This is a genomic window from Rathayibacter sp. AY1D2, assembly GCF_002932695.1.
Classification (GTDB): domain Bacteria; phylum Actinomycetota; class Actinomycetes; order Actinomycetales; family Microbacteriaceae; genus Rathayibacter.
Window position 1 is genome coordinate 1 of the sequence record NZ_PSVX01000028.1, and the last position, 25,919, is coordinate 25,919.

Below are 25,919 nucleotides of genomic sequence, written 5' to 3' on the forward strand. Positions count from 1 at the left end.
ACCGGTTCGACCGCACCGGCCTCACCCGCGCCGACGTCTACTCGATCGACACCCCGCCGCCCACCCCGCACGGAGCCGAGCCCGCCGAGGGCTCCGCGTTCGGCCGGGGCGTGTCCCCGTCGCCGCGCTTCCCCGAGATCGAGGAGCGCGTGCTCGCGTACTGGAAGGCGGACGACACCTTCCAGGAGTCGATCCGGCAGCGCGAGGGAGCGCCGGAGTGGGTCTTCTACGACGGCCCGCCGTTCGCCAACGGCCTGCCGCACTACGGGCACCTCCTCACCGGCTACGCCAAGGACGTCTTCCCCCGCTTCGAGACGATGCGCGGACGCCAGGTGCACCGCCGCTTCGGCTGGGACACCCACGGCCTGCCCGCCGAGCTCGAGGCGGAGCGGCAGCTCGGCATCACCGACAAGTCCCAGATCGAGGAGATGGGCGTCGCGGCCTTCAACGCCGCCGCGAAGGAGTCGGTGCTGCGCTACACCGGGGAGTGGCAGGACTACGTCACCCGCCAGGCGCGCTGGGTCGACTTCGACGACGACTACAAGACGCTCGACCCCACCTTCATGGAGTCGGTGATCTGGGCGTTCAAGCAGCTCTACGACAAGGGCCTCGCCTACGAGGGCCACCGCGTGCTGCCGTACTGCTGGCGCGACCAGACGCCGCTCTCGAACCACGAGCTGCGGATGGACGACGACGTCTACAAGATGCGGCAGGACCAGACGGTCACCGTCACCTTTCCGCTGGTCGGCGAGACGGCGGAGGCGCTCCAGCTGACGGCGGTCCGCGCTCTCGCGTGGACGACGACGCCGTGGACGCTGCCGACGAACCTCGCGCTCGCCGTCGGGCCCGACATCGAGTACGCGGTCGTCCCCGCCGGCCCGAACGGCGCGGCCGACGGCAGGGGCGAGCCCGAGGAGCGCGAGCTCTCGGCCGAGTACCTGCTCGCCATCGACCAGGTCGGCGCCTACGCGAAGGACCTCGGCTATCCGGACGCGGAGTCGGCTCTGGCCGCCGTCTCGCGCACCCACCGCGGCTCCGAGCTCGAGGGGATCAGCTACGACCGCCTCTGGGACCACTACGCGGACACCGAGGCCTGGGGCACGCAGAACGCGTGGCGCATCCTCGTCGCCGACTACGTGACCACCAGCGAGGGCACCGGCATCGTGCACCAGGCGCCCGCCTACGGCGAGGACGACCAGAAGGTCTGCGAGGCGGCGGGCATCCCCGTCATCATCTCGGTCGACGACGGCGGCCGCTTCCTGCCGCAGATCAGCGAGGTCGCCGGCCTCCAGGTCTTCGACGCGAACAAGCCCCTCACGCAGCTCCTGCGCGCGGACCACCGGCTGCTCCGCCAGGCGAGCTACGAGCACTCGTACCCGCACTGCTGGCGCTGCCGCAATCCGCTGATCTACAAGGCGGTCTCGAGCTGGTTCGTCCGCGTCACCGCGATCCGCGACCGCATGGAGGAGCTCAACCAGGAGATCACCTGGGTCCCCGAGAACGTCAAGGACGGCCAGTTCGGCAAGTGGCTCTCGGGCGCGCGCGACTGGTCCATCAGCCGCAACCGCTACTTCGGCTCGCCGATCCCGGTATGGAAGAGCGACGACCCGGAGTACCCGCGGATCGACGTCTACGGCTCGCTGGACGAGCTGGAGCGCGACTTCGGCGTGCGCCCGGACGACCTGCACCGGCCGTTCATCGACGAGCTGACCCGCCCGAACCCCGACGACCCGACCGGGCGGTCGACGATGCGCCGGATCAGCGACGTCCTCGACGTCTGGTTCGACTCCGGATCGATGCCCTTCGCCCAGGTGCACTACCCGTTCGAGAACGCCGACTGGTTCGACACCCACAACCCAGCGGACTTCATCGTCGAGTACATCGGGCAGACGCGCGGCTGGTTCTACACGCTGCACGTGCTCTCCACCGCGCTCTTCGACCGCCCGGCGTTCCGCAACGTGGTCAGCCACGGCATCGTGCTGGGCAACGACGGGCAGAAGATGTCCAAGTCGCTGCGCAACTACCCGGACGTGGCCGAGGTCTTCGACCGCGACGGCTCCGACGCCATGCGCTGGTTCCTGATGTCGAGCCCGGTCCTCCGGGGCGGCAACCTCGTCGTGACGGAGGAGGGCATCCGCGAGGGCGTCCGCCAGGTGCTGCTGCCGCTGTGGAGCACCTGGTACTTCTTCTCCCTCTACGCCAACGCCTCGGCGGGCGGCGGCTACGAGGCGACCAGGCGCACCGGCTCCGAGGACGTCCTCGACCGCTACCTGCTGGCCAAGACCCGCGATCTGGTCGAGACCGTGACCGGCCGGCTCGAGGCGCTGGACTCCACGCTCGCGGCCGCCGCGCTCCGCGACTTCAGCGACGTGCTCACGAACTGGTACGTGCGCCGCTCCCGCGACCGCTTCTGGCAGGGCGTCGACGAGGACGGCCGCGGATCGGAGGCGTTCGACACGCTCTACACGGTCCTCGAGACCGTGTGCCGCGTCGCCGCCCCGCTCCTGCCTCTCGTCACGGAGCAGATCTGGCAGGGCCTGACCGGCGGCCGCAGCGTCCACCTCACCGACTGGCCGGAGGCGGACGAGTTCCCCGCCGACCCGGCGCTCGTGCACGCGATGGACGCTGTCCGCGGCATCTCGTCCACCGCGCTCTCCCTCCGCAAGCAGGCCGGGCTCCGCGTCCGCCTGCCGCTCGCGCGCCTGACCGTGGTGGTCGCGGACGCCGCCGAGCTCGCGCCGTTCGAGGCGATCCTCCGCGACGAGCTGAACGTGAAGGAGGTGTCGCTGGTGCCGCTGGTCGACTCCAGCGCCGCCGACTACGGCGTCACCTCCCGTCTCGCGGTCAACGCGCGCGCCGCCGGGCCCCGGCTCGGCAAGGGCGTGCAGACCGTGATCAGGGCCGCCAAGGCCGGCGACTGGAGCGAGACGGACGGTGTCGTCACCGCCGGCGGCGTCGAGCTGGTCGAGGGCGAGTACGAGGTCAGGCTCGAGGTCGGCGGCTCGGCCGGCGACGACCGCGCCATCGCCCTGCTCCCGCGCGGGGGCTTCGTGCTCCGCGACACGGCGACCACCCCCGAGCTCGAAGCGGAGGGGCTCGCCCGTGACCTCATCCGCGCGGTGCAGGACGCCCGCAAGGCGGCCGGGTTCGAGGTCAGCGACCGGATCGTCCTGGAGGTCGTGCTCGACGAGCCGAGCCTGCAGGCGCTCGAGCCGCACGCGCTCTGGATCGCGGAGGAGACCCTCGCGACCGGATGCGCGTTCACTCCGCTCACCACCGCTCTCGAGGGCGGCGAGGGCGCGATCGCCGTCGGCCCCGCGGGCACCGCCATCATCCGCGTCGAGAAGGTCGAGGCCGCCGATGTCTGATCCGTTCGAGCCGGACGACGCCGACCGCGCGGCCGCCGACGCCGTCTACGCCGCGCTGCTGGAGCGCCTGGGCGAGGCGAGCGTCCGCCCGCGCCTCGCTCCGACCCGGCGCGCCGTCGAGATCCTCGGCGACCCGCAGCGCGCCTACCCGGTGATCCAGATCGCCGGAACCAACGGCAAGACCTCGACCAGCCGGATGATCGAGAGCCTGCTGCGCGCCCACGGGCTGCGGGTGGGCCTGTTCACCAGTCCGCACCTCGAGCGCTTCAACGAGCGCATCGTCATCGACGGAGAGCCGATCTCGGACCGGAGCCTCGCCGACAACTGGCAGGACGTCGAGCCGTACCTGCGGATGACCGACGCCGAGCTGGCCGAGCAGGGCGAGGCGCCGCTGTCCTTCTTCGAGGCGATCACCGTCCTGGCCTACGCGGCCTTCGCCGACGCGCCGGTCGATGTGGCCGTCGTCGAGGTGGGGATGGGCGGCGAGTGGGACTCGACGAACGTCGCCGACGCGCAGGTCGCCGTCTTCACGCCGATCGCCCTCGACCACACCGACCGCCTCGGCTCGACGATCGAGGAGATCGCGCGCACCAAGTCGGGCATCGTCAAGCCGCTCGCATCGGTGGTCTCCGCGAGGCAGGTCCCGGAGGCGGAGGCGGTGCTGCGGCACGCGGCCGAGGCCACCGAGTCGACGATCGTCCTCGAGGGGGCGGAGTTCGACGTCGAGTCGACGACCGTCGCCGTCGGCGGCCAGGTCGTCACCGTCCGGGGACTCGTCACCACGTACGAGCAGCTGCTGCTGCCGTTCTTCGGCGACCACCAGGCCGAGAACGCCGCCGTGGCCGTCGCCGCGGTCGAGACCTTCTTGGGAGGCGGGACGCAGGAGCTCACCGGCGACGTCCTCGACGAGGGCTTCGCCGCCGCGACCTCCCCGGGCCGCCTGCAGCTCGTCGGACTGGCTCCGCGCACCGTCGTCGACGCGGCGCACAACCCGCACGGGGCCGCGTCCCTCGCCGCCGCTCTCGGGCGCTACTTCGACTTCGACCGCGTGACGGCCGTCCTCGGCGTGCTGGCCGAGAAGGACGCCGACGGGATCCTCCGGGAGCTCCGCCCCGTGGTGGACGAGCTGATCGTGACCACGGCGCCGAGCGATCGGGCGATGCCCGCCGAGGAGCTCGCCGCGCTCGCCCGCACCGTGTTCCCGGAGGAGGCGGTCCGCGTCGCCGATGACCCGCTGGGTGCTCTGACGGCCGGCCGCGTCCTCGCGGCGCGCACCGATAAGGGCGCTCTGCTGGTCACGGGCTCGATCACCCTCGTAGGCCGCACGATCAAAGCGGCCCGCGACGAGAACTGGATGGGCGCGTGAGGGCCGGACGCCCGCGGCGCTCGCGGACCGTCCGGGAGAGCCTCGGCTCGATCGTGCTCGGCTTCGAGGCGGTCATCGTCTTCCTCGCCACCCTGGTCGCCTTCGGGCTGAAGGCGGCCGACCCCGTGGTCGTGCTGGTCGGCGGAGCGGTGGTCTGCCTCGCGCTCGTCGCCACTCTGGGCCTGCTGGACCGGCCGGTCGGCTTCCGCATCGGCTGGGTGCTGCAGTTCGTTATCGTGGCCTCGGGCCTGCTGGTCCCGATCATGTACGTGATCGGCGCCGCCTTCGTGGCGCTGTGGACGTACTGCATGGTGACCGGCACCCGCCTCGACGCTCAGACGCGCCGGGCGGCGGAGCCCACCGACCCCACCGAAGGAGACCGCTGAACCATGGCCACTCAGGAGACCCTCGTCCTCGTCAAGCCCGACGGCGTCGCCCGCAACCTCACCGGCGAGATCCTCCGCCGCATCGAGGCGAAGGGCTACTCCCTCGTCGACGTGAAGCTCGTCGAGGCCGACCGGGAGCTGCTCGCCGCCCACTACGCCGAGCACGAGGGCAAGCCCTTCTACGAGCCGCTCGTCGAGTTCATGGAGAGCGGCCCGATCGTCGCCCTGCGCATCGCGGGCGACCGCGTGATCGAGGGCTTCCGCGCCCTCGCCGGCACCACCGACCCGACCACGGCCGCGCCCGGCACCATCCGCGGCGACCTCGGCCGCGACTGGGGCCTCAAAGTCCAGCAGAACCTCGTGCACGGGTCCGACTCCGAGGAGTCGGCCGCGCGCGAGCTCGGCCTCTGGTTCGCCTGAGCCGCTCGGCCGCCTGCCTCTGACGACGTCCGTCAGAGGTAGGCGAGCACGTTCAGCCTCACCTGCGCGATCACCGCGATCAGCAGGTAGCAGAGCAGCGTGATGAACGGGACCCAGCCGTAGGCGGCACCGGCGAAGCGGCGCACCCCGGCGGGGACGGGGAACACGCCCTCACGGAGGTTGCGGAGCGTCACCAGCCAGAAGCCCGGGATGACGACGGCCCAGGTGAGCATGCACCAGGGGCAGAGCGTTCCGAGCGCGAAGACGCTCGTCGCGATGAGCCAGCCCACGAACACCAGGGCCAGCAGGAAGCCGACGTTGAAGGCCGCCCAGAACCACCGGTCGAACCGGGCGCCCGCGAGCAGGCCCAGCCCCACCACGATCGGCGCGATCCAGGCCGCCAGGCCGATGAGAGGGTTCGGGAAGCCGAAGACCGCGCCCTGCACCGAGTTCAGGTTCGCACTGCACTGCACGAGCAGGCTGAAGTCGCAGCCGAGGCCCGCATCCGGGTTCTCGAGAGCGGCGAACTTGTCGTTCGTGAGGGCGAAGGCGGCGGTCCAGCCGATCACGCCGAGGACGATCAGCAGGACGGCGAAGACGACGGGGCGCTGCTGGGTGGGGGCGTCGCGCACCCCGGGATCGCTGGACACCGGGGGATTATGGCACGCGCCGGATCGGCGCCTCTGGGAATGCGTGCGATAATCGGAGCCGTCGGTCCGGGGGACCCCGCATCGACGCGAAGAAGGTTTACCGGGCGAGTACCGGGCCACAGGAGATCGACAGCGTTCCGCGAATGGACGCGCCGGATCTCCGCTCCGCCGGGAGTCGACCGCAGGTCGCACCGCGGAGGAGCGAGTGTCGGATAGTCAGTTCCGAGAGTGCAGCTGCAACCGGAGTCCCGCGCCACGAGCGCGACGGGACCGGGGGAGCGGAAGGATTCGCGGCGGGCCGAGGCCCCTCGCACGAGAGAAGCATCCGGGAAGACGACGCGGCGGACGACCCGGCCGAGGAGTGCACCAGGAATGGTGGAAGACAACAGTACGAGCGGATCCGATCGGGACCGCGACGAGCCCCGCAGCGGGGCCAGGAAGATCAGCCGCCTCTTCGGTGGCCGCCGGGCTACCCGGCGGACCGAGTCGAGCGCGCCAGCGACAGGGGAGACGATCATCGACAGCAACGAGACCGACCAGACCGGAGCCGAGGGCACCGAGCTGCCCGAGACCGGGAGCGCCGCGGAGGCGGCCGAGCCGTCGACGTCGACGGGCGCGGTGTTCTTCAACGCCCTCCCGCAGACTCCGGGCGCCGAGCAGGAGGAGCCGCGACGGCCCGCACTGCCGAGCCCGTCGCTGCTGTTCCAGGCGCCGGTCCTGCCCGACTACGTCGAGCTGGCTCCGCTGCCTCCCCGCGGTGCGCCGCTGGGCGTCCAGGAGGAGCGCGAGAGCCCGGCCGAGGAGCAGGGCTCCGTCCGCCGCCGCTCGCGCCGCCGCAGCGGCGAGAGCGAGAGGTCTGGCTCCGACGACCCCGAGAGCGCCGTCGTCCGGGTCCGCCAGGCGCGCGAGCAGCGCGAGGCCCGCGAGCCCGAGCTCATCACCGAGCCGCAGCGCATCAAGGGCTCGACCCGCCTCGAGGCCAAGAAGCAGCGCCGCCGCGACGGCCGCGACGCCGGCCGGCGCCGCACGGTCGTCACCGAGTCCGAGTTCCTCGCCCGCCGGGAGGCCGTCGACCGCGTCATGGTCGTCCGCTCGAAGGAGGACAGCATCCGCATCGGCGTGCTCGAGGACGGCGTCCTCGCCGAGCACTACGTCGCCCGCTCGCAGGAGGCGTCGCTCATCGGCAACGTCTACCTCGGCCGCGTGCAGAACGTCCTCCCGAGCATGGAGGCCGCCTTCGTCGACATCGGACGCGGGCGCAACGCCGTGCTCTACTCCGGCGAGGTCGACTGGGACGCCGCGAACAACGCCGGCGGCCCCCGCCGGATCGAGCTCGCGCTCAAGCCCGGCGACCGGGTCCTCGTCCAGGTCACGAAGGACCCCGTCGGCCACAAGGGCGCCCGTCTCACGAGCCAGATCTCGCTCCCCGGCCGCTACCTCGTCTACGTGCCCAACGGTTCGATGAACGGCATCTCGCGGAAGCTCCCGGACACTGAGCGCGCCCGCCTGAAGAAGATCCTCAAGGAGGTGCTGCCCGAGAACGTGGGCGTCATCGTCCGGACCGCGGCCGAGGGCGCCACGGAGGAGCAGCTGACCGTCGACGTCGAGCGCCTGACCGCGCAGTGGACGGCTCTCAGCGCGAAGGCCGCGACCGGGCAGGCTCCCGCTCTCCTGCACAGCGAGCCGGACCTGCTGATCAAGATCGTCCGCGACGTCTTCAACGAGGACTTCGAGAAGATGGTCATCGCCGGCGACGACGCCCGCGAGACCATCGAGCTCTACCTCAGCCAGGTCGCACCCGATCTGCTCGAGCGCGTCGAGGTCTACACGGGTGAGAAGGACGCGTTCGACGAGTTCCGCATCACGGAGCAGATCGAGAAGGCGCTGGAGCGCAAGGTGTGGCTGCCCAGCGGCGGCTCGCTCGTGATCGACCGCACCGAGGCGATGACGGTGGTCGACGTCAACACCGGCAAGTTCGTCGGCTCGGGCGGGAACCTCGAGGAGACGGTCACGAAGAACAACCTGGAGGCGGCCGAGGAGATCGTCCGCCAGCTGCGCCTGCGCGACATCGGCGGCATCATCGTCGTCTACTTCATCGTCATGGTGCTTGAGTCCAACCGCGACCTCGTGCTCCGCCGCCTGGTCGAGTGCCTGAGCCGCGACCGGACGAAGCACCAGGTCGCCGAGGTCACCTCGCTCGGCCTCGTGCAGATGACCCGCAAGAAGCTGGGCCTGGGCCTGCTCGAGACCTTCAGTGAGAACTGCGAGATCTGCGCCGGACGCGGCGTCATCGTCCACCACGACCCCGTGCTCAAGCACCGGTTGACCGCCGCTCCGCAGCAGGAGCAGCGCCGCCGGGGCAAGGGCGGCGAGCAGCAGCCCGCCGCCTCCGGGCGCTCGAACGGCGGGCAGAACGGGCAGGGCGCGCCGGCGACCAAGCCGGTCAGCACCCACGCCATCACGGACGACGCGAAGAACGCGCTCGCGCAGATCGCCGCCAGCACCATCCACCCCCAGGCCGTGCGCCAGGCGGCGGAGGAGGCGGCCGCGCTGGTCGAGGACGCCGCCGAGACCGTCGAGGCCATGGCGCCGGAGGAGTCCGCCACGGCACCCGAGGAGCAGCCGTCCGAGCCGAGCCGTCGCGGCGAGCGTCCCGCCCGGGGCGAGCGCCGTCGTCGCAGCCGCGACCGCGAGCCGCGCCAGGAGGCCGCCGAGACGGCGGCCGTCGAGTCGGCTCCCGTCGAGACCCCGGTCGAGAAGGAGATCGAGCCGGCCGCTGCCGCGCCGATCCTCGACATCCCGATCGCGCCGGTCACGCCTCCGCGCCGCGTCCGCAGCGAGGTCGCCGAGCACCTGCTCGACTCCGTGCTCGACGCTCTGCCGGCCCCCAAGCAGCCCGGCCAGGGCCGTGCGAAGAGCCGCCGCGTCACGACGGCCGCGCTCACCGGAGTCGCGGTCATCCCCGAGCAGACCCCGCGCCGCGCCGACCAGTAGCGCGACCCGGTGTCAGGAGGGCCCGGTGCCCGGCGAGAGCCGGCGCCGGGCCCTCTCGGCGTCCCGGTCGCGCCCGCGGACGCGGAGCCCGCTCCGCCTCAGCCGCTCGACCAGCTCCCGCGCGCCGACGGCGACCGCACCCGCGGCGACGAGCTCGTCGATCCGCTCCTCGGGCACGTCGTAGTGGTCCAGGTCGAAGCCGCGCTCAGGCACGCCGAGACGGCGCGCGAAGTCGTGGAGCTCCTCGAGCGAGACGTCGCTCACGAGGTGCGCCCACAGCCGGCCGTGCGCCGGCCAGCGCGCGGCGTCGACGAGGATGGCCATTCCCCGATCGTAGGCGGCGCGCCGTCCGTCCACGCGCCTCCTCCTCGACTATCGTGACGGGGTCGCCGGTCGGGTGGACACGGCTTCGCAGTCGTGTGCGTTTGACCGTGGAGCGCGGATCCCGTACTCTTGACCGTTGGTGTGGCGCGATCCATGTGCTCACGCAGATTTCCGTTGTCGCTCCGCCCCTCACGGGGCGCGGGCCGCGGTGCCGGTTCCCTCGTGTCGTGAGGAGACGGGTACGAACCGGAAGACCGGGGCTCAGCCCCGTCCCTACAAGCCCCGGACGAGGCCTCCGCTCCGTCCAGACGAGAAACAGGTACGAGAAGTGGTTTACGCAGTTGTGCGCGCCGGCGGTCGGCAGGAGAAGGTCGAGGTCGGCACCATCGTGACGATGGACCGCGTCAAGGCCGACGAGAACGGCACCGTGCAGCTTCCTGCCGTGCTGCTCGTCGACGGTGAGTCGATCACCTCGGACGCGGCGACCCTCGCGGGCGTCACCGTCACCGCCGAGGTGCTCGAGGACCTCCGTGGTCCGAAGATCATCATCCAGAAGTTCAAGAACAAGACCGGTTACAAGAAGCGCCAGGGGCACCGTCAGGACCTCACGCGCGTCAAGGTCACTGGCATCAAGTAGTCCTGCAAAGGAATTGAGCTGACCTGCGGAGCGAGCCATCGCCCTGCAGGGCAACAGCACGGGGCTGCGGCCCCCCGGTCGCGAGGAGATGAGAAAGGGCACACAAGAAGGGCGCGAGCTCCACTCGCAACGGTCGCGACTCGAACGCGCAGCGTCTCGGCGTCAAGCGCTTCGGCGGCCAGGTCGTGAACGCGGGCGAGATCATCGTCCGCCAGCGCGGCACGCACTTCCACCCCGGCGCGAACGTCGGACGCGGTGGCGACGACACCCTGTTCGCCCTCTCGGCGGGCGCTGTCGAGTTCGGCAGCAAGGGCGGCCGCAAGGTCGTCAACATCGTGGCGGCCGCCCAGTAGGGTCGACCTCCTCGGCCGCACAGGCACAGGACGCAAGGGGCGGGCTTCGGCTCGCCCCTTGCGCGTTTACCGGGGCACAGCCCCCCGGCGCCGGCATCCCGGCGCCGCACGCACTCACGGACGGATTCACACCATGGTCACCTTCGTCGACAACGTCACGCTGCATCTGCGTGCCGGCCACGGCGGCAACGGCTGCGTCTCCGTCCGTCGCGAGAAGTTCAAGCCGCTCGCCGGCCCCGACGGCGGCAACGGCGGGCACGGGGGCGACATCGTCCTCGTCGCCGACCCGCAGACGACGACGCTGCTCGCCTACCACCGCCACCCGCACCGCAGCTCCGAGAACGGCGGTCCCGGCATGGGCGACCACCGCGCGGGCGGGAACGGCGAGCTCATGGAGCTCCCCGTCCCGGTCGGCACGGTCGTCAAGTCGCCGGACGGCGACCAGCTGATCGACATGGACGAGCCCGGCCTCCGGTTCGTCATCGCTCCGGGCGGGCAGGGCGGGCTCGGCAACGCCTCGCTCGCCACCACGAAGCGCAAGGCGCCCGGCTTCGCGCTGCTCGGCACGCCGGGCTGGGAGGGCGACGTCGTCCTCGAGCTGAAGACCGTCGCGGACGTCGCGCTCGTCGGATTCCCCTCGGCGGGCAAGTCGAGCCTCGTCGCGGCGATCTCGGCGGCCAAGCCGAAGATCGCGGACTACCCGTTCACGACCCTCGCGCCCAACCTCGGCGTCGTGCAGGCGGGGGAGTCGCGCTTCACCGTCGCCGACGTGCCCGGTCTCATCGAGGGCGCGAGCGAGGGCAAGGGCCTGGGCCTGGAGTTCCTCCGCCACGTCGAGCGCTGCACCGCGCTCGTCCACGTGCTCGACTGCGCCACGCTCGAGCCCGGCCGCGACCCGCTGACCGACCTCGACATCATCCTCGGGGAGCTGGCGGCGTACCCCGTTGGCGACGGACAGGTGCCGCTGATCGAGCGGCCGCAGCTGATCGCGCTCAACAAGGTCGACGTGCCCGAGGCCCAGGAACTGGCCGACTTCGTCCGGGCCGACCTCGAGGGCCGCGGCTACCGCGTGTTCGAGATCTCGACGGTCAGCCACTCGGGACTCCGCCAGCTGACGTTCGCCCTCGCCGAGATCGTCGAGAAGCACCGCCTCGAGCTCGCCGCCGTGCCGCGGGTGGAGCGCATCACCATCCGCCCCCGCGCCGTGGACGAGAAGGACTTCGAGATCCGGGTCGAGGGCGGCTCGTACGGCAACGTGTACCGGGTCCTGGGCACCAAGCCCGTGCGCTGGGTCGCGCAGACCGACTTCACGAACGACGAGGCCGTCGGCTTCCTCGCCGACCGCCTGGCCAAGCTCGGAGTCGAGAACGGCCTCTTCTCGGCCTGAGCGGTCGCCGGCTCCACCGTCGTCATCGGCCCCGGCGACGGCGTCGTCTTCGACTGGGAGCCGACCCTCACCTCGACGGCCGAGCTCATCACCGCGCCCCGCGGAACGGACCTCCGCCTCGAGGACAACCGGCGCAAGACCCGCAACGAGCGTCGCGAGGACTACTTCGAGCGGATGGACGCCAAGGCCGAGGCCCGCGCGGAGCTCGAGCGCGAGCGCCAGGGTGGCGTCTGGCGCGTCGCCGACGAGGGCGACGGCACGGAGGCCGTCGAGGAGAGCTGACTCCCGCCGCCGGGGTCGTCTGCCTCTACACTGGCCGGATGCCGCAGACGACCCCCGACAGCAGTGCGCTGACCGAGCGGTTCGCCGCCTCCCGCGTCGCGTCGCGCTCCCTCCGCAGTGCGACCACCGACCTCAAGAACCGGGCTCTGCTCGCCATCGCCGACGCGGTGCGCTCGAGCGCCGAGCGCGTCGTCCCGGCGAACGAGCTCGACCTCCAGCGGGGTCGCGAGATCGGCATGAGCGCGGGCCTGCAGGACCGCCTCCGCCTCGATGCGGCGCGCCTGGGGTCCCTCGCCGACGCCGTCGTCGCGGTCGTCGGGCTCACCGATCCGGTCGGGCAGACGGTGCGGGGATCGAACCTGCCCAACGGCGCCTCCCTCACCCAGGTGCGGGTCCCGTTCGGCGTGGTCGGAGCGATCTACGAGGCGCGCCCGAACGTCACCATCGACATCGCGGCGCTCGCCCTCAAGAGCGGGAACGCCGTGATCCTGCGCGGAGGCACGGCCGCGGAGAACACGAACCGCGTCCTGGTGGAGCTGCTGCAGGAGGCCGTCGCCTCCGTCGGCCTGCCCGCCGAGCTGGTGCAGACGGTCGACGACCACGGCCGCGAGGGCGCGAAGGCCCTCATGCGAGCGCGCGGCTACGTCGACGTCCTGGTGCCGCGGGGGAGCGCGGGCCTCATCGAGTCGGTCGTGACGGAGTCGACGGTCCCCGTGATCGAGACGGGCGCCGGAGTCGTCCACGTCTTCCTCGACGCCAGTGCCGACGAGCAGTGGGCCGTGGACATCGTCCACAACGCCAAGGTGCAGCGTCCGAGCACCTGCAACGCCCTCGAGACCCTCCTCGTCCACCGCGACGCCGCCGAGCGCCTCCTCCCGCCCGTCCTCGGCCGGCTCGCGGAAGCGGGAGTGACCGTGCACGGCGACGAGCGCGTCGCGGCGCTCTGGCCCGACGCGGTGCCCGCCACCGATGAGGACTGGTCCGCGGAGTACTACTCGCTCGACGTCGCCGTCGCGATCGTCGACGACCTCGACGCCGCGATGGCCCACATCGACCGGTACTCCACCCACCACACCGAGTCGATCGTGACGAACGACCTCCGGAGCGCCGAGCGCTTCCTCGCCGAGGTCGACTCCGCGGTCGTGATGGTCAACGCCTCCACCCGCTTCACCGACGGCGGGGAGTTCGGGTTCGGCGCCGAGGTCGGCATCTCGACGCAGAAGCTGCACGCTCGGGGCCCCATGGGCCTTCCCGAGCTGACCAGCACGAAGTGGCTGCTGCGCGGCGCGGGACAGGTCCGCGCCTAGCGCCCGGACCGGCGATCCGCCGTCGAGCGGCGTCCGGGTAGACTCGTCGGAGCCCCGCCGGGGCGACCACGACCTCCAAGGAGCACTGCATGTCCCTCGCGACGACCGTCCTCGCCGAAGCAGCGGCCCACACGGAGCTGCCGTTCCCCCCGATCGTCTTCGGCCTGATCGCCGCCGTCGCCTTCACGGCCCTCGGCTTCGTCACCTGGAGCTACCGCGACGTGGCGAACCGCCACTCGCACAAGACCGGCGCCGGCTCCCACGACCAGCACGGTCACGGACACTAGGCGGGGAGCCCAGCGATCGTGACGTCCGCCGCGAGCGGAGGCCCGCGGCGTCCGCGCATCGGCGTGATGGGCGGCACCTTCGACCCGATCCACCACGGTCACCTGGTCGCCGCCTCCGAGGTGGCCCAGTCGTTCGACCTGGACGAGGTCGTCTTCGTGCCCACCGGCCAGCCGTGGCACAAGAAGACGGTGACCTCCGCCGAGCACCGGTACCTGATGACGGTGATCGCGACGGCGTCGAACCCGCGCTTCACCGTCAGCCGCGTCGACGTGGACCGCATCGGCACGACCTACACGATCGACACCCTGCGCGACATCCACGCCGCGCACCCCGACGCCGAGCTGTTCTTCATCACCGGCGCGGACGCGGTCGCTCAGATCCTGAGCTGGAAGGACTACGACGAGCTGTGGGAGCTGGCCCACTTCGTCGCCGTCAGCCGGCCGGGGCACGTCCTCAACGTTTCGGGATTGCCGGCCCAGGACGTATCCTTATTGGAGATTCCGGCACTGGCGATCTCCTCGACCGACTGTCGGAGCCGCGTCAACCGGGGTCATCCGGTCTGGTACCTGGTTCCCGACGGTGTCGTCCAGTACATCTCGAAGCACCACCTGTATCGGAGCACGTCATGACAGTTCAGCCCGAGGAGAAGCCGCTCACCCGGCGCGAGATCCGCGAGCGCGAGAGGCGCGAGGCCGGTGCGGCCACGACCGCCGCCGTTCCGACGACGTCCCGCCGGGCTGCCACCGCGACCGCCACCACCGCCGGCGACATGCCGGTGCTGACCCCCACCCAGGCCCTGCGGATCACCCCCGTCGAGCCGAGCCCCGCGAGCGAGCCCGACCTGCGCACCTCCTCGATGGAGATCGTCGCCACCGAGAACGCCACGGGCCGCCAGCTGACCCGTCGGGAGCTGCGCGCACTGCTGGCGCAGCAGCAGGCGGAGAAGGTCGCCGCCGCCCCGGAGGCGGAGCCGCCCGCCGACGAGGAGCGGTCCGACGACGAGCGCGCCTACGACGTGTAGGGCGGCCTCGAGCGCGCCTCGGCGCTCCCGCGGGCCTGGGCGGTCCCCTGGATCGAGGCGGCCGACGAGTCCCGTGATGCGGAGCCGCTGCCCGAGGGCGCAGCGGAGCAGGAGCCGGAGGGCGACGAGGACGTCGTCACCGAGGACGCCCCCGAGGCGTCCGAGGAGGAGGCGGACGAGTCCGCCACCGATGCGACCGCGGACGCCGACGAGGCCGACGCGGCCGAGGTGCACGAGGCCGAGATCGAGAGCTCCTCCGCCGACGACGAGACGCCGTCCGCGGACGCCTCCGACGAGCGGGACGCGGACGACGAGCAGCCGACGGCCGGCGAGCAGCCCGAGCAGCCGCACCTGAACACCGCGCTCTTCGCGTCGGTGGGCGGATCCCTCGACATCGCCGACGAGAAGGCCACCGAGATCACCGGGAGCTTCGAGCCGCCGATCGAGCACCTCGCCATCACCGAGGAACTCGACAGCAAGTCGAAGGAGGAGGTGGACGCCTCGTTCGACTCCCTCATCGCGAGCGGAGTCGCCGCCACCGGTGCCGTCACCACCACCAACGCGCTGATCCTGCCGACCACGGGTCCCGGCGCGACCGTCGGCACCGACACGGGGGAGATCCTCGTCACCGGCTCGTTCGACCTCCCGCGCAGCCTCGGCTCCACGGGCCAGCACCCGAACCTCTACGACTCGCCCGATGTGGACCGCTACGTCGACCGCATCGACCGCGAGCAGCCCGTCGGCGAGTCCGAGCCGGTCCGGGCGTCCAGCGCCGTCTCCACCCACGCCGCCGGCACTTCGATGATCGCGCCGCAGAAGCGCGCCGGCGTGAGCGTCCCGGTGGTCCTCGCGATCACCGCGGCCGTCCTGCTGGTCGGCGCGATCGCGCTGTTCATCGGCGGCTTCGTGCTCAACATCTTCTGATCTCCACCACCGACACTGAAGGCTTCATGACTGCGACCGATTCCGCCCGCGCCCTGCTCCAGCTCGCGGCCACCGCCGCCGACTCCAAGGGCGGTGAGGACCTCGTCGCCCTCGACGTCTCGGGGCCGCTGCCGCTGGTCGACATCTTCCTCCTCGCCACCGGCCGCTCCGAGCGCAACGTTGTCGCGATCGCGAACGAGGTGGAGGACCGCCTGAACGACTCCGGCGCCAAGCTGCTGCGCCGCGAGGGCCGTGCGGAGGGCCGCTGGATCCTCCTCGACTTCGGCGACCTCGTCGTGCACGTCTTCCACGAGGAGGACCGCATGTACTACTCGCTCGAGCGCCTCTGGAAGGACTGCCCGACGGTGCCGTTCACCCTCGAGCAGCCTGTCGCCGTCGACTCGTCGACGTCCCCGAACTGACGAACACGCCCGGCGACAGCGCTCGATTTCACTTCACGCGGATCGTGTTGTAGTTTATTCGAGTTGCTTCCGCCGGGCGGAGACAGCGAAAGACATCACGAAGCAAGACAGAACAGAACATGGGTCCGTGGCGCAGCTGGTAGCGCACCTGCATGGCATGCAGGGGGTCAGGGGTTCGAATCCCCTCGGATCCACCGAAAAGGTCCGCACTCCTCCGGGAGTGCGGACCTTCGTCGTTCCCGGCGTTACAGGGTCTGGCGTCGTCCTGTCCGGCTCAGGCCGGTCAGGCCAGCCAGGACCGTGCCCGTCCGGCCACCGGGGTCCCCCTGCTGGTCACGCACGGGTCGGCCCGACCGGCTCCACATGGCCGCCGCATCCGGCGAGGAATCCGGAGAGCTCGCCCCAGGCGTCCTCCCCGATCGTGGTGCCCGGGCGCCGTGCGAGATCGGCCAGAGCGTCCGTCAGCTCGTCGACTCCCGTCAGGATCCTCGTCCGTGCCGCTCCCGTGCCCTGCCATCCGGGCGCGTACGTCCTGACGTCGGGGTGGCTGTAGAGCACGGCCGTCTCGAACCACGGCATGGGCAGACCGTTCAGGGCCAGGTGCTCCTTGAGCCTCGCGGCCTGGATCCGGACCTGCCGGGCGGGGACGTGCTGCTCGACATGCGTGCGCACCGTCCACCGCGACACCGTCCCCGGTGCGATCTGAACCGCGAAGGCCTCGGGCAGTGCATCCTCGTCGAGGAGGACGCCGTAGGAGGGGTGGACGGTACCGGGTCGCACGCCGTCGAAGACGACCCCCTGCCAGTACTTGGCCTCGATGATGAGCGCGCCGTGCCGGGTGAGCAGCAGATGGTCGATCTGCGCGAGGAAGCGGCGCGTCGTGCGCGCCTCGACCGGTACGAAGACGACGTTCGTGGCGAGAACGCCGGACAGCCCCGCCGAGGCGCACGCCTCCCGGATCAGGGTGTGCGAGACGGCCTCGCTGCTCCAGGTCCTGGCGAGCGCGTCACGGGTCTGCTCGACCTCCTCCTGCGCCGTCTCGAGCTCGGTCCGACTGAGGTCGCGCTCGGCGTCGCGCGCGCGCGTCAGTGCCTTGAGCGCCGCCTCGTGGCTCCGGTCGCGCTCGGCGATCGTGCGCTGGTGCTCCTCCGAGGCCTCCTCCGCGGCCTGCTCCGCCGCCGCTCTCGCCGCAGTGCGCCGTCGGCGGCCGGCGACGACCGTGATGAGAAGGGCCAGGAGCAGGGCGGCCGCGACGGCCCAGGGGAGGTACTCGTTATGGTCCCCAGGCAAGCACGGACCACCGACCGTGCGCCGCGACGGCTCCCGATCACGCCGCTCGGCGGACCGGCCGCGGTGCGCTCGCTCGTGCCCGGCCCGGACGTCTTCGTCGGCGTCCGCCTGCGCGCGCGGCGGAGACGCCGACCCTGCGCCGGCCGATCGCGCAGGCGGAGCCCTACCGCCGCCTGGCGGACGCGATGCGCGACCAGCACGAGGTCCGGCTGACCGGCGTCGAGGGCACGCTGCTGGGCTTCGTCGGCCCGCAGCCGTTCCAGGGGATCAGCGTCGCCGGCCTGCACACGCACGTCGTCGACACCACCGGAGGGATCGGCGGCCACGTGCTCGCCGCCTCCGGAGTCGCGGGCCTGATCGAGATCGAGCGGTACAGCGGCATCACCGTCCGCGTGCCGGAGTCGGACGACCACCTGCGAGCCGACCTCGACGCGGCGGCCGACGCAGACGCCGCGATCCGCGCCGTGGAGACCGACCACCCGCGCTGAGCGGCCCTACCCTGGACGCATGCCCTCACTGCGCGACGTCCATGCCGTCATCGACCGTCTCTGGCCGGAGGCGGCCGCCGAGAGCTGGGACGCGCCCGGCCTGGTCACCGGCGACCCCGACGCCGCGGTGGAGCGGATCCTGCTCACGGTCGACGTGGTCTCCGACACCGTCGCGGAGGCCGTCGACGGCGGATACCAGCTCCTGGTCGCGCACCACCCGCTGCTGCTGCGCGGCGTCACCTCGATCGCCGAGGACGGCTACAAGGGCCGCCTGCTCGCGGACCTCATCCGGGGCGGCTGCGCACTGATCTCGGCCCACACGAACGCCGACATCGTCGCGGACGGGGTCTCGGACGTGATCGCCACCCGCCTCGGCCTGACCGGCGCGACTCCGCTCGTCCCGGGCGCCGACCCGTCGGTCGGGCTCGGCCGAGTGGGCGACCTGCCCGAGGAGGTGACGCTCGGACGCCTTGCCGGAGCCGTGGCCGAGCTCCTGCCGGCCACCGCAGGGGGAGTCCGGGCCGCGGGCGCCTACGAGACGCCCGTGCGCCGCGTGTCGCTCTGCGGGGGAGCGGGGGACTCGCTCCTGGACGCCCCCGCCGTCCGCACGAGCGACGTCTTCATCACCGCCGACCTCCGGCACCACCCGGCGTCCGAGGCGCGCGAGAAGGCCCTGCACGGCACCGGTCCCGCCCTCATCGACGTCTCGCACTGGGCGAGCGAGTGGCTGTGGCTCGACGTCGCCGCGACCGCGCTGCGGGAGGCCCTGCCCACGGTCACCGTCGAGGTGAGCGAGACCCGCACCGACCCGTGGGATTTCGCGATCGTGCACTGACCCGCCGCGGGCACGGGAGAATGGACGCGGCGCGCCCGTACTGCGCGCCGGGAACGAGGACCGCCACGTGAAAGCCAGCCCCGCACACCAGCGCGAACTCCTGACTCTGGCGAGTCTGGACACGAGGGGCGCGCAGCTGCGCCACGCCCTCGCGACGCTCCCGCAGATCGCGCGGATCCAGGCGATGCAGGCCCGCGACAACGAGACCCGCCGCTCCCTCGCCGAACGCAGAGGGCGCCTCGAGGACGTGCGCACCGAGCTCGGGCGCATCGAGTCCGACGTCAGCGTGGTCGAGAAGCGGCTCACCCGCGATCGCGATCGGCTGCAGACCGCATCCGCGGCCAAGGACATCGCCGCGCTCGAGAGCGAGATCACCTCCCTCGTGAAGCGACGGGGAGACCTCGAGGACATCGAGCTGACCCTGATGGAGCGGATCGAGGGCATCGAGTCCGAGGTCGCCGCGGCTCAGGCCGAGCGCGACGAGGTCGTCGCCTCGCTCGGGACCCTCGCCGAGGAGCGCGACGCGCAGGCCGAGAAGCTCCGCGACAAGCAGGAGGCGCTCGCCCGGGACCGGGCGGACCTGGTGCCGACCCTTCCGGAGGACCTGGTCGAGCTGTACGAGAAGCAGCGCGCCCGCTACGGAGTCGGCGCGGCCCTCCTCCGCGGGAAGGTGTCGGAGGGGAGCGGCGTGGCCCTCACCGAGTCGGACCTCTCCTGGATCCGCGCCTCCGCTCCCGACGAGGTCGTCCTCTGCCCCGACAGCGGCTGCATCCTGGTGCGCGGCGAGGAGTCCACCCTCGCCTGAGCCGTACACTGGACGGGCGAACGGGCCGGCAAGACGGTCGCGTCACCGCGGCGAGAGCCGTGGTGCCGAGGAACGTCCGGGCTCCGCAGAGCAGGGCGGTGGGCAACACCCACCCGGGGCGACCCGCGAGACAGTGCCACAGAGAACAGACCGCCGTCGGCTCCGGCCGGCGGTAAGGGTGAAACGGTGGTGTAAGAGACCACCAGGGGCCGGAGTGATCCGGTCCGCTCGGTAAACCTCGCCCGGAGCAAGGTCAGACAGAGGACGATGCGGCTGCTCGTCGGGTCCTCGGGTAGACCGCTGGAGGGTCACGGCGACGTGGCTCCGAGAGAGATGGCCGTCCAGCGCCCGCCGAGAGGCGCGGCGTGAACAGAACCCGGCGTATCAGCCGACCCCTTCGCCACGAGATGCCCCGCCCCGGCGGGGCATCTCGCGTCTCCGCCGGTCGCCGAGCTCGCGCTCCCGCCCGCAGGCAGCTCGACGGCCTGCCGTGGCGGTTCCCGGGTCTCGATACATCCTTGCGCCGCCACTCGACAGGACTGGCGCGGTCCATCTCTCGCGCTGCCTCCTGCGGACGAAGCGGTGCAGCACGACGTCCGGCAGGCGCCGATCCCGGAGGACGGTCCTGAGACGCCGTTGCGGATCGCCGCCGAGGACCAGGTGCCCCCGCCCCGTCGTGGCTCACCGCGACCGCTGAACCCTGAAAGTCTGATCACGTCCGTCCGCCGTGGCGCCACTCACCAGGCGAACCGGCGAAACGCGTGCCAGCGTTGCGCCGTAGCCGTCCGCACCCCGCTCCCCGGAACGCGTCACCTCCCGAGGCCGACCGCGCCTCGGCGGGCGGGGACCGTCGAGGAAAAAGACTCAGCCCCGCCCTGCGAGCGCGGCCGCGCCGAGGATGCCGGCATTGTTGCGGAGCGCCGCCGGAATGATCGGGGTGCGCAGGTCGAGCAGCGGGAGGAACTCGTCGTGGTGCTTGGAGATGCCGCCGCCGACGATGAAGAGATCGGGCCAGAGCAGCGCCTCGAGGTGGGAGTAGTAGCGCTGCAGGCGCTTCGCCCAGTGCTTGTAGTCGAGGTCGTCGCGCTCCTTGGCGGCGAACGAGGCCTTCTTCTCGTAGTCGCCGCCGTGGATCTCGAGGTGGCCGAGCTCAGCGTTGGGGATGAGGATCCCGTCGTGGATCTGCGCCGTCCCGATGCCGGTGCCGAGGGTGGTCATGATGACCAGGCCCTCCTTGTCCTTCGCCGCTCCGAAGCGCGACTCGGCGTAGCCCGCCGCATCGGCGTCGTTGACGAAGAAGATGTTCCGGCCGATCGCGTCCTCGAACAGCTTCTCGGCCTCGAGGCCGATCCACTCGTCCGACACGTTCGCCGCCGACATCGTCCGTCCGTGGACGACGACGGCGGGGAAGCAGATGCCGACCGGGGTGTCCGAGGGCAGGTCCGGGATCTTCTCGAGGATCTGCTGGACGGTGGCGACGATGTCCTTCGGCGTGCCGCCCGGGGGAGTGGCGAGCTTCATCCGGTCGCTGAGCAGAGTGCCCGCGGCCAGGTCCACCGAGGCCCCCTTGATGCCCGTTCCCCCGATGTCGATCCCGATGGCGGTCGCCGCAGCAGTCATAGCGGCCATGCTAGCGAAGGGCGGGGGTGCGGACCGACGCGGGCTGCGGCGTAGGATCGCGGCATGGCTGACGGCGACGCGAACTCCTGGTGGTACAACCTCAAGGCCGGCACGGTGGAGCAGGGATTCGTGTCCCCCTCCGTCGACCGGGTGGGACCCTTCTCCTCTCGCGAGGAGGCGGAGCACGCCCTCGAGCGGCTGCACGAGAACAGCCGCAAGTGGGCAGAGGAGGACGCCGCCGAGGACCGCTGACCGCGGCTACTCGTAGCTGTGCTCGGCGCCGGGGTAGGCGCCGGACTCCACGTCGTCCCGGTACGCGGTGACCGCTCCGGTGAGCACGCCGCGCAGATCCGCGTACTGCTTCACGAAGCGGGGGATGCGGCCGGTGGTGAATCCGGCGAAATCCGTCCACACGAGCAGCTGTCCGTCGACGTGCGGTCCCGCTCCGACTCCGATCGTCGGGATGCGCAGCTCCTCCGTCACCTGACGTGCCGCGTCCGCGGGCACCATCTCGAGGACGACGGCGAACGCCCCGGCCTCCTGGACGGCTCGCGCGTCGGCGAGCAGCTGCTCGATGCCCTCGCCGCGCCCCTGGACCATGTGGCCGCCGAGCCCGTGCTCGCTCTGCGGCGTGAAGCCGATGTGCGCCATCACGGGGATGCCCGCCTCGACGATGCGCCGGATCTGCTCGGCGGAGCGGACCCCGCCCTCGAGCTTCACCGCGTGTGCGTGCGTCTCCTTCATGAAGCGGAACGCCGTGTGCAGCGCGTCGTCGGCACCCGACTCGTAGGAGCCGAAGGGCATGTCGGCGACGACGAAGGCGCGCTCGACGGCTCCGGCGACGGCACGCGCCAGCGGGATGAGCTCGTCGACGGTGACGGGCAGAGTGGTGTCGTAGCCGAGCACCGTGTTGCCGGCGGAGTCGCCCACGAGGAGGAAGTCGATCCCGGCGTCGTCGAAGATCTTCGCCGTGAGCTGGTCGTAGCTGGTCAGCCCGGTGATGCGGACACCGGAGTCCTTCGCGTTCTGGAAGTGGCGGGTTCGAACGCGTTTCACGGGCTGCGCTGACATGGGCGCCAGTCTACGGCGCGCCTCGGGCGCCCCGCGGGCCCCGGTCGGAGGCAGTAGCCTGAGGGTCGAAACAGGAGGGGTCTGGATGGACAAGCAACGGGACTTCGTTCTTCGCACCATTGAAGAGCGAGGGATCAAATTCGTTCGCCTCTGGTTCACCGACGTCGTCGGCACGCTGAAGTCGGTCGCGATCGCGCCGGCCGAGGTGGAGGGCGCGTTCGCGGAGGGGCTCGGCTTCGACGGCTCCGCCATCGAGGGCCTCACCCGCTCCTTCGAGGCCGACGTCCTCGCGCATCCGGACCCGTCGACCTTCCAGATCCTCCCGTGGCGCGGAGAGATCGACCCGACGGCGCGGATGTTCTGCGACATCACCACGCCGGACGGCCAGCCCGCCGTCGCCGACCCGCGCAACGTGCTCAAGCGCACGCTGGCGAAGGCGGCCGAGCGCGGGTTCACCTTCTACACGCACCCCGAGATCGAGTTCTACCTCCTCAAGTCGTCGTCCTTCGGCGCCGAGGGTCCGGAGCCGGTCGACTCCGCCGGGTACTTCGACAACGTCCCCGGAGGCACGGCGCACGACTTCCGCCGCCGCTCCGTGCGCATGTTGGAGGATCTGGGCATCTCGGTCGAGTTCAGCCACCACGAGGCGGGCCCCGGCCAGAACGAGATCGACCTCCGCTACGCGGACGCGCTCACGACGGCCGACAACATCATGACCTTCCGCACCGTGATCAAGGAGGTGGCGATCGAGCAGGGCGTCTACGCGACGTTCATGCCGAAGCCGCTCTCCGGGCACCCCGGCTCGGGCATGCACACGCATCTCTCGCTCTTCGAGGGCGACGTGAACGTGTTCTACGAGCAGGGCGCCCAGTACCAGCTCTCGAAGCTCGGCCGTCAGTTCATCGCGGGCCTGCTCAAGCACGCCCCCGAGATCACCGCCGTGACGAACCAGTTCGTCAACTCCTACAAGCGGCTCTGGGGCGGCGACGAGGCGCCCAGCTACGTCTCGTGGGGCCACAACAACCGGTCCGCCCTCGTGCGCGTTCCGCTCTACAAGCCCAACAAGGGGCAGTCGTCGCGCCTCGACTACCGGGCGCTGGCCTCCGCGCCGAACCCCCACCTGCCGTACCCCCTCCTCCTGTCAGCCGGGCTGAATCGCATCGAGCAGGGCTACGAGCTCCCGGCCGAGGCCGAGGACAACGTGTGGGCCCTGTCGGACGCGGAGCGCCGGGCGCTCGGCTACGGCGCCCTGCCCGCCAGCCTCGACCGCGCCATCTCGCTGATGGAGGAGTCCGAGCTCGTGGCCGAGACGCTGGGCGAGCAGGTGTTCAACTTCGTGCTGCTCAACAAGCGGAAGGACTGGGCCGAGTACCGCGCCCAGGTCACGCCGTACGAGCTGCGCAGCAATCTCGAGATGCTCTGACGCCTCGGCCATGCCCCGCGAACGCTCCCTCCGCGATGTCGCACGCCTCGGCTTCGCCGCGCTCGGCGAGACCGGGGCACGGCTGGCCGAGGCGGAGGAGCTGGCCGGGCGGCAGCTCGAGTCGGTGCTGCCCTCCTTCGCCCGGGTGGCGGACCCGGACGAGGCGCTGCTCGCTCTGATCGACCTGCTGCGGCGGCACCGCGACCGGATGGACGCGGTCCTCGCCGACGACGAGGCCCTGACCCGGCTGCTTCTGGTGGTGGGGGCCTCCTCCGGCCTCGCCGACTTCCTCCAGCGCCGGCCCGACGAGCTGGCCAGCGTGCTCGAGCCGGTGCGCACGCTCCCCGGGCGCGCCGAGATGAAGGCCGAGCTGCTCGAGTCGGTCGGCGCCGTCGACGGGGTCGGCCTGGCTCAGGTCGTGGACGACGATCCTGGTGAGGAGGCGGCGGTACCGCACGCGCAGCGCCGTCCAGCCCGCCTCCTCCCGGAGCGACGAGAAGCCGTCGACGGCGCCGACCGACTCGAGCAGCTCGGCCTTCATCTCGGCGCGCCCGGGGAGCGTGCGCACCGGCTCGAGCACGCTGGCCAGCTCGTCGGGCCGGCGCTGGAGGAAGTCGGCGAGGCCGGAGGAGGCCCCCACCACCAGAAGCAGCCGGGTCAGGGCCTCGTCGTCGGCGAGGACCGCGTCCATCCGGTCGCGGTGCCGCCGCAGCAGGTCGATCAGAGCGAGCAGCGCCTCGTCCGGGTCCGCCACCCGGGCGAAGGAGGGCAGCACCGACTCGAGCTGCCGCCCGGCCAGCTCCTCCGCCTCGGCCAGCCGTGCCCCGGTCTCGCCGAGCGCGGCGAAGCCGAGGCGTGCGACATCGCGGAGGGAGCGTTCGCGGGGCATGGCCGAGGCGTCAGAGCATCTCGAGATTGCTGCGCAGCTCGTACGGCGTGACCTGGGCGCGGTACTCGGCCCAGTCCTTCCGCTTGTTGAGCAGCACGAAGTTGAACACCTGCTCGCCCAGCGTCTCGGCCACGAGCTCGGACTCCTCCATCAGCGAGATGGCGCGGTCGAGGCTGGCGGGCAGGGCGCCGTAGCCGAGCGCCCGGCGCTCCGCGTCCGACAGGGCCCACACGTTGTCCTCGGCCTCGGCAGGGAGCTCGTAGCCCTCCTCGATGCCCTTCAGCCCGGCTGCCAGGAGCAGCGAGTACGCCAGGTAGGGGTTCGCCGCGGAGTCCAGCGCCCGGTACTCGATGCGCGACGACTGCCCCTTGTTGGGCTTGTAGAGCGGAAAGCGCATGAGGGCGGACCGGTTGTTGTGGCCCCACGAGACGTAGCTGGGCGCCTCGTCGCCGCCCCAGAGCCGCTTGTAGGAGTTGACGAACTGGTTCGTCACGGCGGTGATCTCGGGGGCGTGCTTGAGCAGGCCCGCGATGAACTGACGGCCGAGCTTCGAGAGCTGGTACTGGGCGCCCTGCTCGTAGAACACGTTCACGTCGCCCTCGAAGAGCGAGAGATGCGTGTGCATGCCCGAGCCGGGGTGCCCGGAGAGCGGCTTCGGCATGAACGTCGCGTAGACGCCCTGCTCGATCGCCACCTCCTTGATCACGGTGCGGAAGGTCATGATGTTGTCGGCCGTCGTGAGCGCGTCCGCGTAGCGGAGGTCGATCTCGTTCTGGCCGGGGCCCGCCTCGTGGTGGCTGAACTCGACCGAGATGCCCAGATCCTCCAACATCCGCACTGAGCGGCGGCGGAAGTCGTGCGCCGTGCCTCCGGGGACGTTGTCGAAGTACCCGGCGGAGTCGACCGGCTCCGGACCCTCGGCGCCGAAGGACGACGACTTGAGGAGGTAGAACTCGATCTCGGGGTGCGTGTAGAAGGTGAACCCGCGCTCGGCCGCCTTCGCCAGCGTGCGCTTGAGCACGTTGCGCGGGTCGGCGACGGCGGGCTGGCCGTCCGGCGTGGTGATGTCGCAGAACATCCGCGCCGTCGGGTCGATCTCTCCGCGCCACGGGAGGATCTGGAAGGTCGACGGGTCCGGATGCGCGAGGACGTCGGCCTCGAAGGAGCGGGTGAGGCCCTCGATGGCGGAGCCGTCGAAGCCGAGCCCCTCCGCGAACGCGCCCTCCACCTCGGCCGGCGCGATCGCGACCGACTTCAGCGTGCCGACGACGTCGGTGAACCAGAGGCGAACGAATTTGATCCCTCGCTCTTCAATGGTGCGAAGAACGAAGTCCCGTTGCTTGTCCATCCAGACCCCTCCTGTTTCGAC

Annotated in this window: 24 protein-coding genes, 1 tRNA gene, 1 other RNA gene and 2 pseudogenes; 21 read left to right on the forward strand and 7 right to left on the reverse strand. The window is 71.4% G+C overall.

What is annotated here, in order from left to right; genetic code table 11:
* The first annotated feature begins 110 nt into the window (after window positions 1–110).
* Genes ileS through ndk form a run of 4 tightly spaced genes read left to right on the forward strand, consistent with a single transcriptional unit; the run spans window position 111 to window position 5,540 of the window.
* A complete protein-coding gene (gene ileS, locus C5D04_RS08835) occupies window positions 111–3,368 on the forward strand; it encodes an isoleucine--tRNA ligase (protein ID WP_258068874.1) in 3,258 nt (1,085 codons plus the stop codon).
* Window positions 3,361–4,734, forward strand: coding sequence for a folylpolyglutamate synthase/dihydrofolate synthase family protein (locus C5D04_RS08840; RefSeq protein WP_104347593.1), 1,374 nt, complete (start codon window positions 3,361–3,363; stop codon window positions 4,732–4,734). Before ileS ends, C5D04_RS08840 begins: the two co-directional genes overlap by 8 nt.
* A complete protein-coding gene (locus C5D04_RS08845) occupies window positions 4,731–5,120 on the forward strand; it encodes a DUF4233 domain-containing protein (protein WP_258068871.1) in 390 nt (129 codons plus the stop codon). Before C5D04_RS08840 ends, C5D04_RS08845 begins: the two co-directional genes overlap by 4 nt.
* Before the next feature lie 3 nt (window positions 5,121–5,123).
* A complete protein-coding gene (gene ndk / locus C5D04_RS08850; RefSeq protein WP_104223686.1) occupies window positions 5,124–5,540 on the forward strand; it encodes a nucleoside-diphosphate kinase in 417 nt (138 codons plus the stop codon).
* A 32-nt stretch (window positions 5,541–5,572) separates the two neighbouring features.
* Here ndk and C5D04_RS08855 read toward each other — a convergent pair whose 3' ends face one another.
* The gene (locus tag C5D04_RS08855; protein WP_258065401.1) at window positions 5,573–6,190 is read right to left on the reverse strand and encodes a vitamin K epoxide reductase family protein; all 618 of its coding nucleotides are present in this window, start codon (window positions 6,188–6,190) and stop codon (window positions 5,573–5,575) included.
* 372 nt (window positions 6,191–6,562) lie between these two features.
* Between C5D04_RS08855 and C5D04_RS08860 the strand changes: the two genes are divergently transcribed.
* The gene (locus tag C5D04_RS08860; protein WP_104347595.1) at window positions 6,563–9,184 is read left to right on the forward strand and encodes an Rne/Rng family ribonuclease; all 2,622 of its coding nucleotides are present in this window, start codon (window positions 6,563–6,565) and stop codon (window positions 9,182–9,184) included.
* 12 nt (window positions 9,185–9,196) lie between these two features.
* Here the strand turns inward: C5D04_RS08860 and C5D04_RS08865 are convergent, their stop codons facing one another.
* The gene (locus tag C5D04_RS08865) at window positions 9,197–9,508 is read right to left on the reverse strand and encodes a DUF4031 domain-containing protein (protein ID WP_104347596.1); all 312 of its coding nucleotides are present in this window, start codon (window positions 9,506–9,508) and stop codon (window positions 9,197–9,199) included.
* Window positions 9,509–9,836: 328 nt separating this feature from the next.
* Between C5D04_RS08865 and rplU the strand changes: the two genes are divergently transcribed.
* The 10 genes and pseudogenes from rplU (at window position 9,837) to C5D04_RS08915 (ending at window position 16,323) form a co-directional block, all read left to right on the forward strand.
* Window positions 9,837–10,145, forward strand: coding sequence for a 50S ribosomal protein L21 (rplU, locus tag C5D04_RS08870; RefSeq protein WP_104223682.1), 309 nt, complete (start codon window positions 9,837–9,839; stop codon window positions 10,143–10,145).
* Between the two features lie 98 nt (window positions 10,146–10,243).
* Window positions 10,244–10,498: pseudogene (rpmA, locus tag C5D04_RS08875) on the forward strand (50S ribosomal protein L27); the annotation flags it as partial.
* A gap of 133 nt (window positions 10,499–10,631) precedes the next feature.
* Window positions 10,632–12,167 (forward strand): annotated as a pseudogene (obgE, locus tag C5D04_RS08880) (GTPase ObgE).
* A 38-nt stretch (window positions 12,168–12,205) separates the two neighbouring features.
* Entirely contained in the window at window positions 12,206–13,474 is a 1,269-nt protein-coding gene (locus C5D04_RS08885) for a glutamate-5-semialdehyde dehydrogenase (RefSeq protein WP_104347597.1), read from the forward strand.
* Between the two features lie 89 nt (window positions 13,475–13,563).
* Complete coding sequence (locus tag C5D04_RS08890; protein WP_104223679.1) at window positions 13,564–13,761, forward strand: hypothetical protein; 198 nt, start codon at window positions 13,564–13,566, stop codon at window positions 13,759–13,761.
* 18 nt (window positions 13,762–13,779) lie between these two features.
* Window positions 13,780–14,391 (forward strand): nicotinate-nucleotide adenylyltransferase, encoded by a 612-nt coding sequence (gene nadD / locus C5D04_RS08895; protein WP_104223678.1) that lies wholly within the window; start codon window positions 13,780–13,782, stop codon window positions 14,389–14,391.
* Window positions 14,388–14,783, forward strand: coding sequence for a hypothetical protein (locus C5D04_RS08900; protein WP_104347598.1), 396 nt, complete (start codon window positions 14,388–14,390; stop codon window positions 14,781–14,783). The genes nadD and C5D04_RS08900 overlap by 4 nt, the downstream gene beginning before the upstream one ends.
* A gap of 228 nt (window positions 14,784–15,011) precedes the next feature.
* On the forward strand, window positions 15,012–15,707 hold the full coding sequence (locus tag C5D04_RS08905) for a hypothetical protein (protein WP_104347599.1): 696 nt from the start codon (window positions 15,012–15,014) through the stop codon (window positions 15,705–15,707).
* A gap of 26 nt (window positions 15,708–15,733) precedes the next feature.
* Window positions 15,734–16,129 carry a ribosome silencing factor gene (rsfS, locus tag C5D04_RS08910; protein WP_104347600.1) on the forward strand — a complete coding sequence of 132 codons (396 nt, stop codon included), beginning with the start codon at window positions 15,734–15,736 and terminating at the stop codon, window positions 16,127–16,129.
* Window positions 16,130–16,250: 121 nt separating this feature from the next.
* Window positions 16,251–16,323, forward strand: a tRNA-Ala gene (locus C5D04_RS08915).
* A 139-nt stretch (window positions 16,324–16,462) separates the two neighbouring features.
* Here the strand turns inward: C5D04_RS08915 and C5D04_RS08920 are convergent.
* Complete coding sequence (locus C5D04_RS08920; protein WP_104347601.1) at window positions 16,463–17,419, reverse strand: nuclease-related domain-containing protein; 957 nt, start codon at window positions 17,417–17,419, stop codon at window positions 16,463–16,465.
* Between the two features lie 185 nt (window positions 17,420–17,604).
* Here C5D04_RS08920 and C5D04_RS08925 point away from each other — a divergent pair, with 185 nt between their 5' ends.
* The 4 genes from C5D04_RS08925 (at window position 17,605) to rnpB (ending at window position 19,947) form a co-directional block, all read left to right on the forward strand.
* Window positions 17,605–17,907 carry an acetolactate decarboxylase gene (locus tag C5D04_RS08925; RefSeq protein ID WP_374953136.1) on the forward strand — a complete coding sequence of 101 codons (303 nt, stop codon included), beginning with the start codon at window positions 17,605–17,607 and terminating at the stop codon, window positions 17,905–17,907.
* Between the two features lie 19 nt (window positions 17,908–17,926).
* Window positions 17,927–18,742: a Nif3-like dinuclear metal center hexameric protein gene (locus C5D04_RS08930; protein WP_104223674.1), complete on the forward strand. Its 816-nt coding sequence runs from the start codon at window positions 17,927–17,929 to the stop codon at window positions 18,740–18,742.
* Between the two features lie 67 nt (window positions 18,743–18,809).
* Window positions 18,810–19,547: a zinc ribbon domain-containing protein gene (locus C5D04_RS08935; RefSeq protein WP_104347603.1), complete on the forward strand. Its 738-nt coding sequence runs from the start codon at window positions 18,810–18,812 to the stop codon at window positions 19,545–19,547.
* A 21-nt stretch (window positions 19,548–19,568) separates the two neighbouring features.
* Window positions 19,569–19,947: RNase P RNA component class A (gene rnpB / locus C5D04_RS08940), an RNA gene on the forward strand.
* A 464-nt stretch (window positions 19,948–20,411) separates the two neighbouring features.
* Here the strand turns inward: rnpB and ppgK are convergent.
* The gene (gene ppgK / locus C5D04_RS08945) at window positions 20,412–21,167 is read right to left on the reverse strand and encodes a polyphosphate--glucose phosphotransferase (RefSeq protein ID WP_104239180.1); all 756 of its coding nucleotides are present in this window, start codon (window positions 21,165–21,167) and stop codon (window positions 20,412–20,414) included.
* Window positions 21,168–21,230: 63 nt separating this feature from the next.
* Here ppgK and C5D04_RS08950 point away from each other — a divergent pair, with 63 nt between their 5' ends.
* Complete coding sequence (locus tag C5D04_RS08950) at window positions 21,231–21,419, forward strand: SPOR domain-containing protein (protein ID WP_104223671.1); 189 nt, start codon at window positions 21,231–21,233, stop codon at window positions 21,417–21,419.
* 6 nt (window positions 21,420–21,425) lie between these two features.
* On the opposite strand, the gene panB is transcribed toward C5D04_RS08950, so the two are convergent.
* Window positions 21,426–22,238: a 3-methyl-2-oxobutanoate hydroxymethyltransferase gene (panB, locus tag C5D04_RS08955; protein WP_104226711.1), complete on the reverse strand. Its 813-nt coding sequence runs from the start codon at window positions 22,236–22,238 to the stop codon at window positions 21,426–21,428.
* An 85-nt stretch (window positions 22,239–22,323) separates the two neighbouring features.
* Between panB and C5D04_RS08960 the strand changes: the two genes are divergently transcribed.
* A complete protein-coding gene (locus C5D04_RS08960) occupies window positions 22,324–23,661 on the forward strand; it encodes a glutamine synthetase family protein (protein WP_104347604.1) in 1,338 nt (445 codons plus the stop codon).
* On the opposite strand, the gene C5D04_RS08965 is transcribed toward C5D04_RS08960, so the two are convergent.
* A complete protein-coding gene (locus C5D04_RS08965; RefSeq protein ID WP_104347605.1) occupies window positions 23,621–24,550 on the reverse strand; it encodes a hypothetical protein in 930 nt (309 codons plus the stop codon). The genes C5D04_RS08960 and C5D04_RS08965 overlap by 41 nt on opposite strands.
* Window positions 24,551–24,560: 10 nt before the next feature.
* On the reverse strand, window positions 24,561–25,898 hold the full coding sequence (locus C5D04_RS08970; protein WP_104347606.1) for a glutamine synthetase family protein: 1,338 nt from the start codon (window positions 25,896–25,898) through the stop codon (window positions 24,561–24,563).
* Between the last annotated feature and the right edge of the window lie 21 nt (window positions 25,899–25,919).

Excerpts from the sequence above, each read along its gene's own strand:
- C5D04_RS08840 (WP_104347593.1), top strand. The coding sequence starts at position 3,361 with ATGTCTGATCCGTTCGAGCCGGACGACGCCGACCGCGCGGCCGCCGAC.
- ndk (WP_104223686.1), top strand. The coding sequence starts at position 5,124 with ATGGCCACTCAGGAGACCCTCGTCCTCGTCAAGCCCGACGGCGTCGCC.
- C5D04_RS08860 (WP_104347595.1), top strand. The coding sequence starts at position 6,563 with ATGGTGGAAGACAACAGTACGAGCGGATCCGATCGGGACCGCGACGAG.
- C5D04_RS08865 (WP_104347596.1), bottom strand. The coding sequence starts at position 9,508 with ATGGCCATCCTCGTCGACGCCGCGCGCTGGCCGGCGCACGGCCGGCTG.
- C5D04_RS08885 (WP_104347597.1), top strand. The coding sequence starts at position 12,206 with ATGCCGCAGACGACCCCCGACAGCAGTGCGCTGACCGAGCGGTTCGCC.
- C5D04_RS08890 (WP_104223679.1), top strand. The coding sequence starts at position 13,564 with ATGTCCCTCGCGACGACCGTCCTCGCCGAAGCAGCGGCCCACACGGAG.
- C5D04_RS08900 (WP_104347598.1), top strand. The coding sequence starts at position 14,388 with ATGACAGTTCAGCCCGAGGAGAAGCCGCTCACCCGGCGCGAGATCCGC.
- rsfS (WP_104347600.1), top strand. The coding sequence starts at position 15,734 with ATGACTGCGACCGATTCCGCCCGCGCCCTGCTCCAGCTCGCGGCCACC.
- C5D04_RS08925 (WP_374953136.1), top strand. The coding sequence starts at position 17,605 with ATGCGCGACCAGCACGAGGTCCGGCTGACCGGCGTCGAGGGCACGCTG.
- C5D04_RS08930 (WP_104223674.1), top strand. The coding sequence starts at position 17,927 with ATGCCCTCACTGCGCGACGTCCATGCCGTCATCGACCGTCTCTGGCCG.
- ppgK (WP_104239180.1), bottom strand. The coding sequence starts at position 21,167 with ATGACTGCTGCGGCGACCGCCATCGGGATCGACATCGGGGGAACGGGC.
- C5D04_RS08950 (WP_104223671.1), top strand. The coding sequence starts at position 21,231 with ATGGCTGACGGCGACGCGAACTCCTGGTGGTACAACCTCAAGGCCGGC.
- panB (WP_104226711.1), bottom strand. The coding sequence starts at position 22,238 with ATGTCAGCGCAGCCCGTGAAACGCGTTCGAACCCGCCACTTCCAGAAC.
- C5D04_RS08960 (WP_104347604.1), top strand. The coding sequence starts at position 22,324 with ATGGACAAGCAACGGGACTTCGTTCTTCGCACCATTGAAGAGCGAGGG.
- C5D04_RS08965 (WP_104347605.1), bottom strand. The coding sequence starts at position 24,550 with ATGCCCCGCGAACGCTCCCTCCGCGATGTCGCACGCCTCGGCTTCGCC.
- C5D04_RS08970 (WP_104347606.1), bottom strand. The coding sequence starts at position 25,898 with ATGGACAAGCAACGGGACTTCGTTCTTCGCACCATTGAAGAGCGAGGG.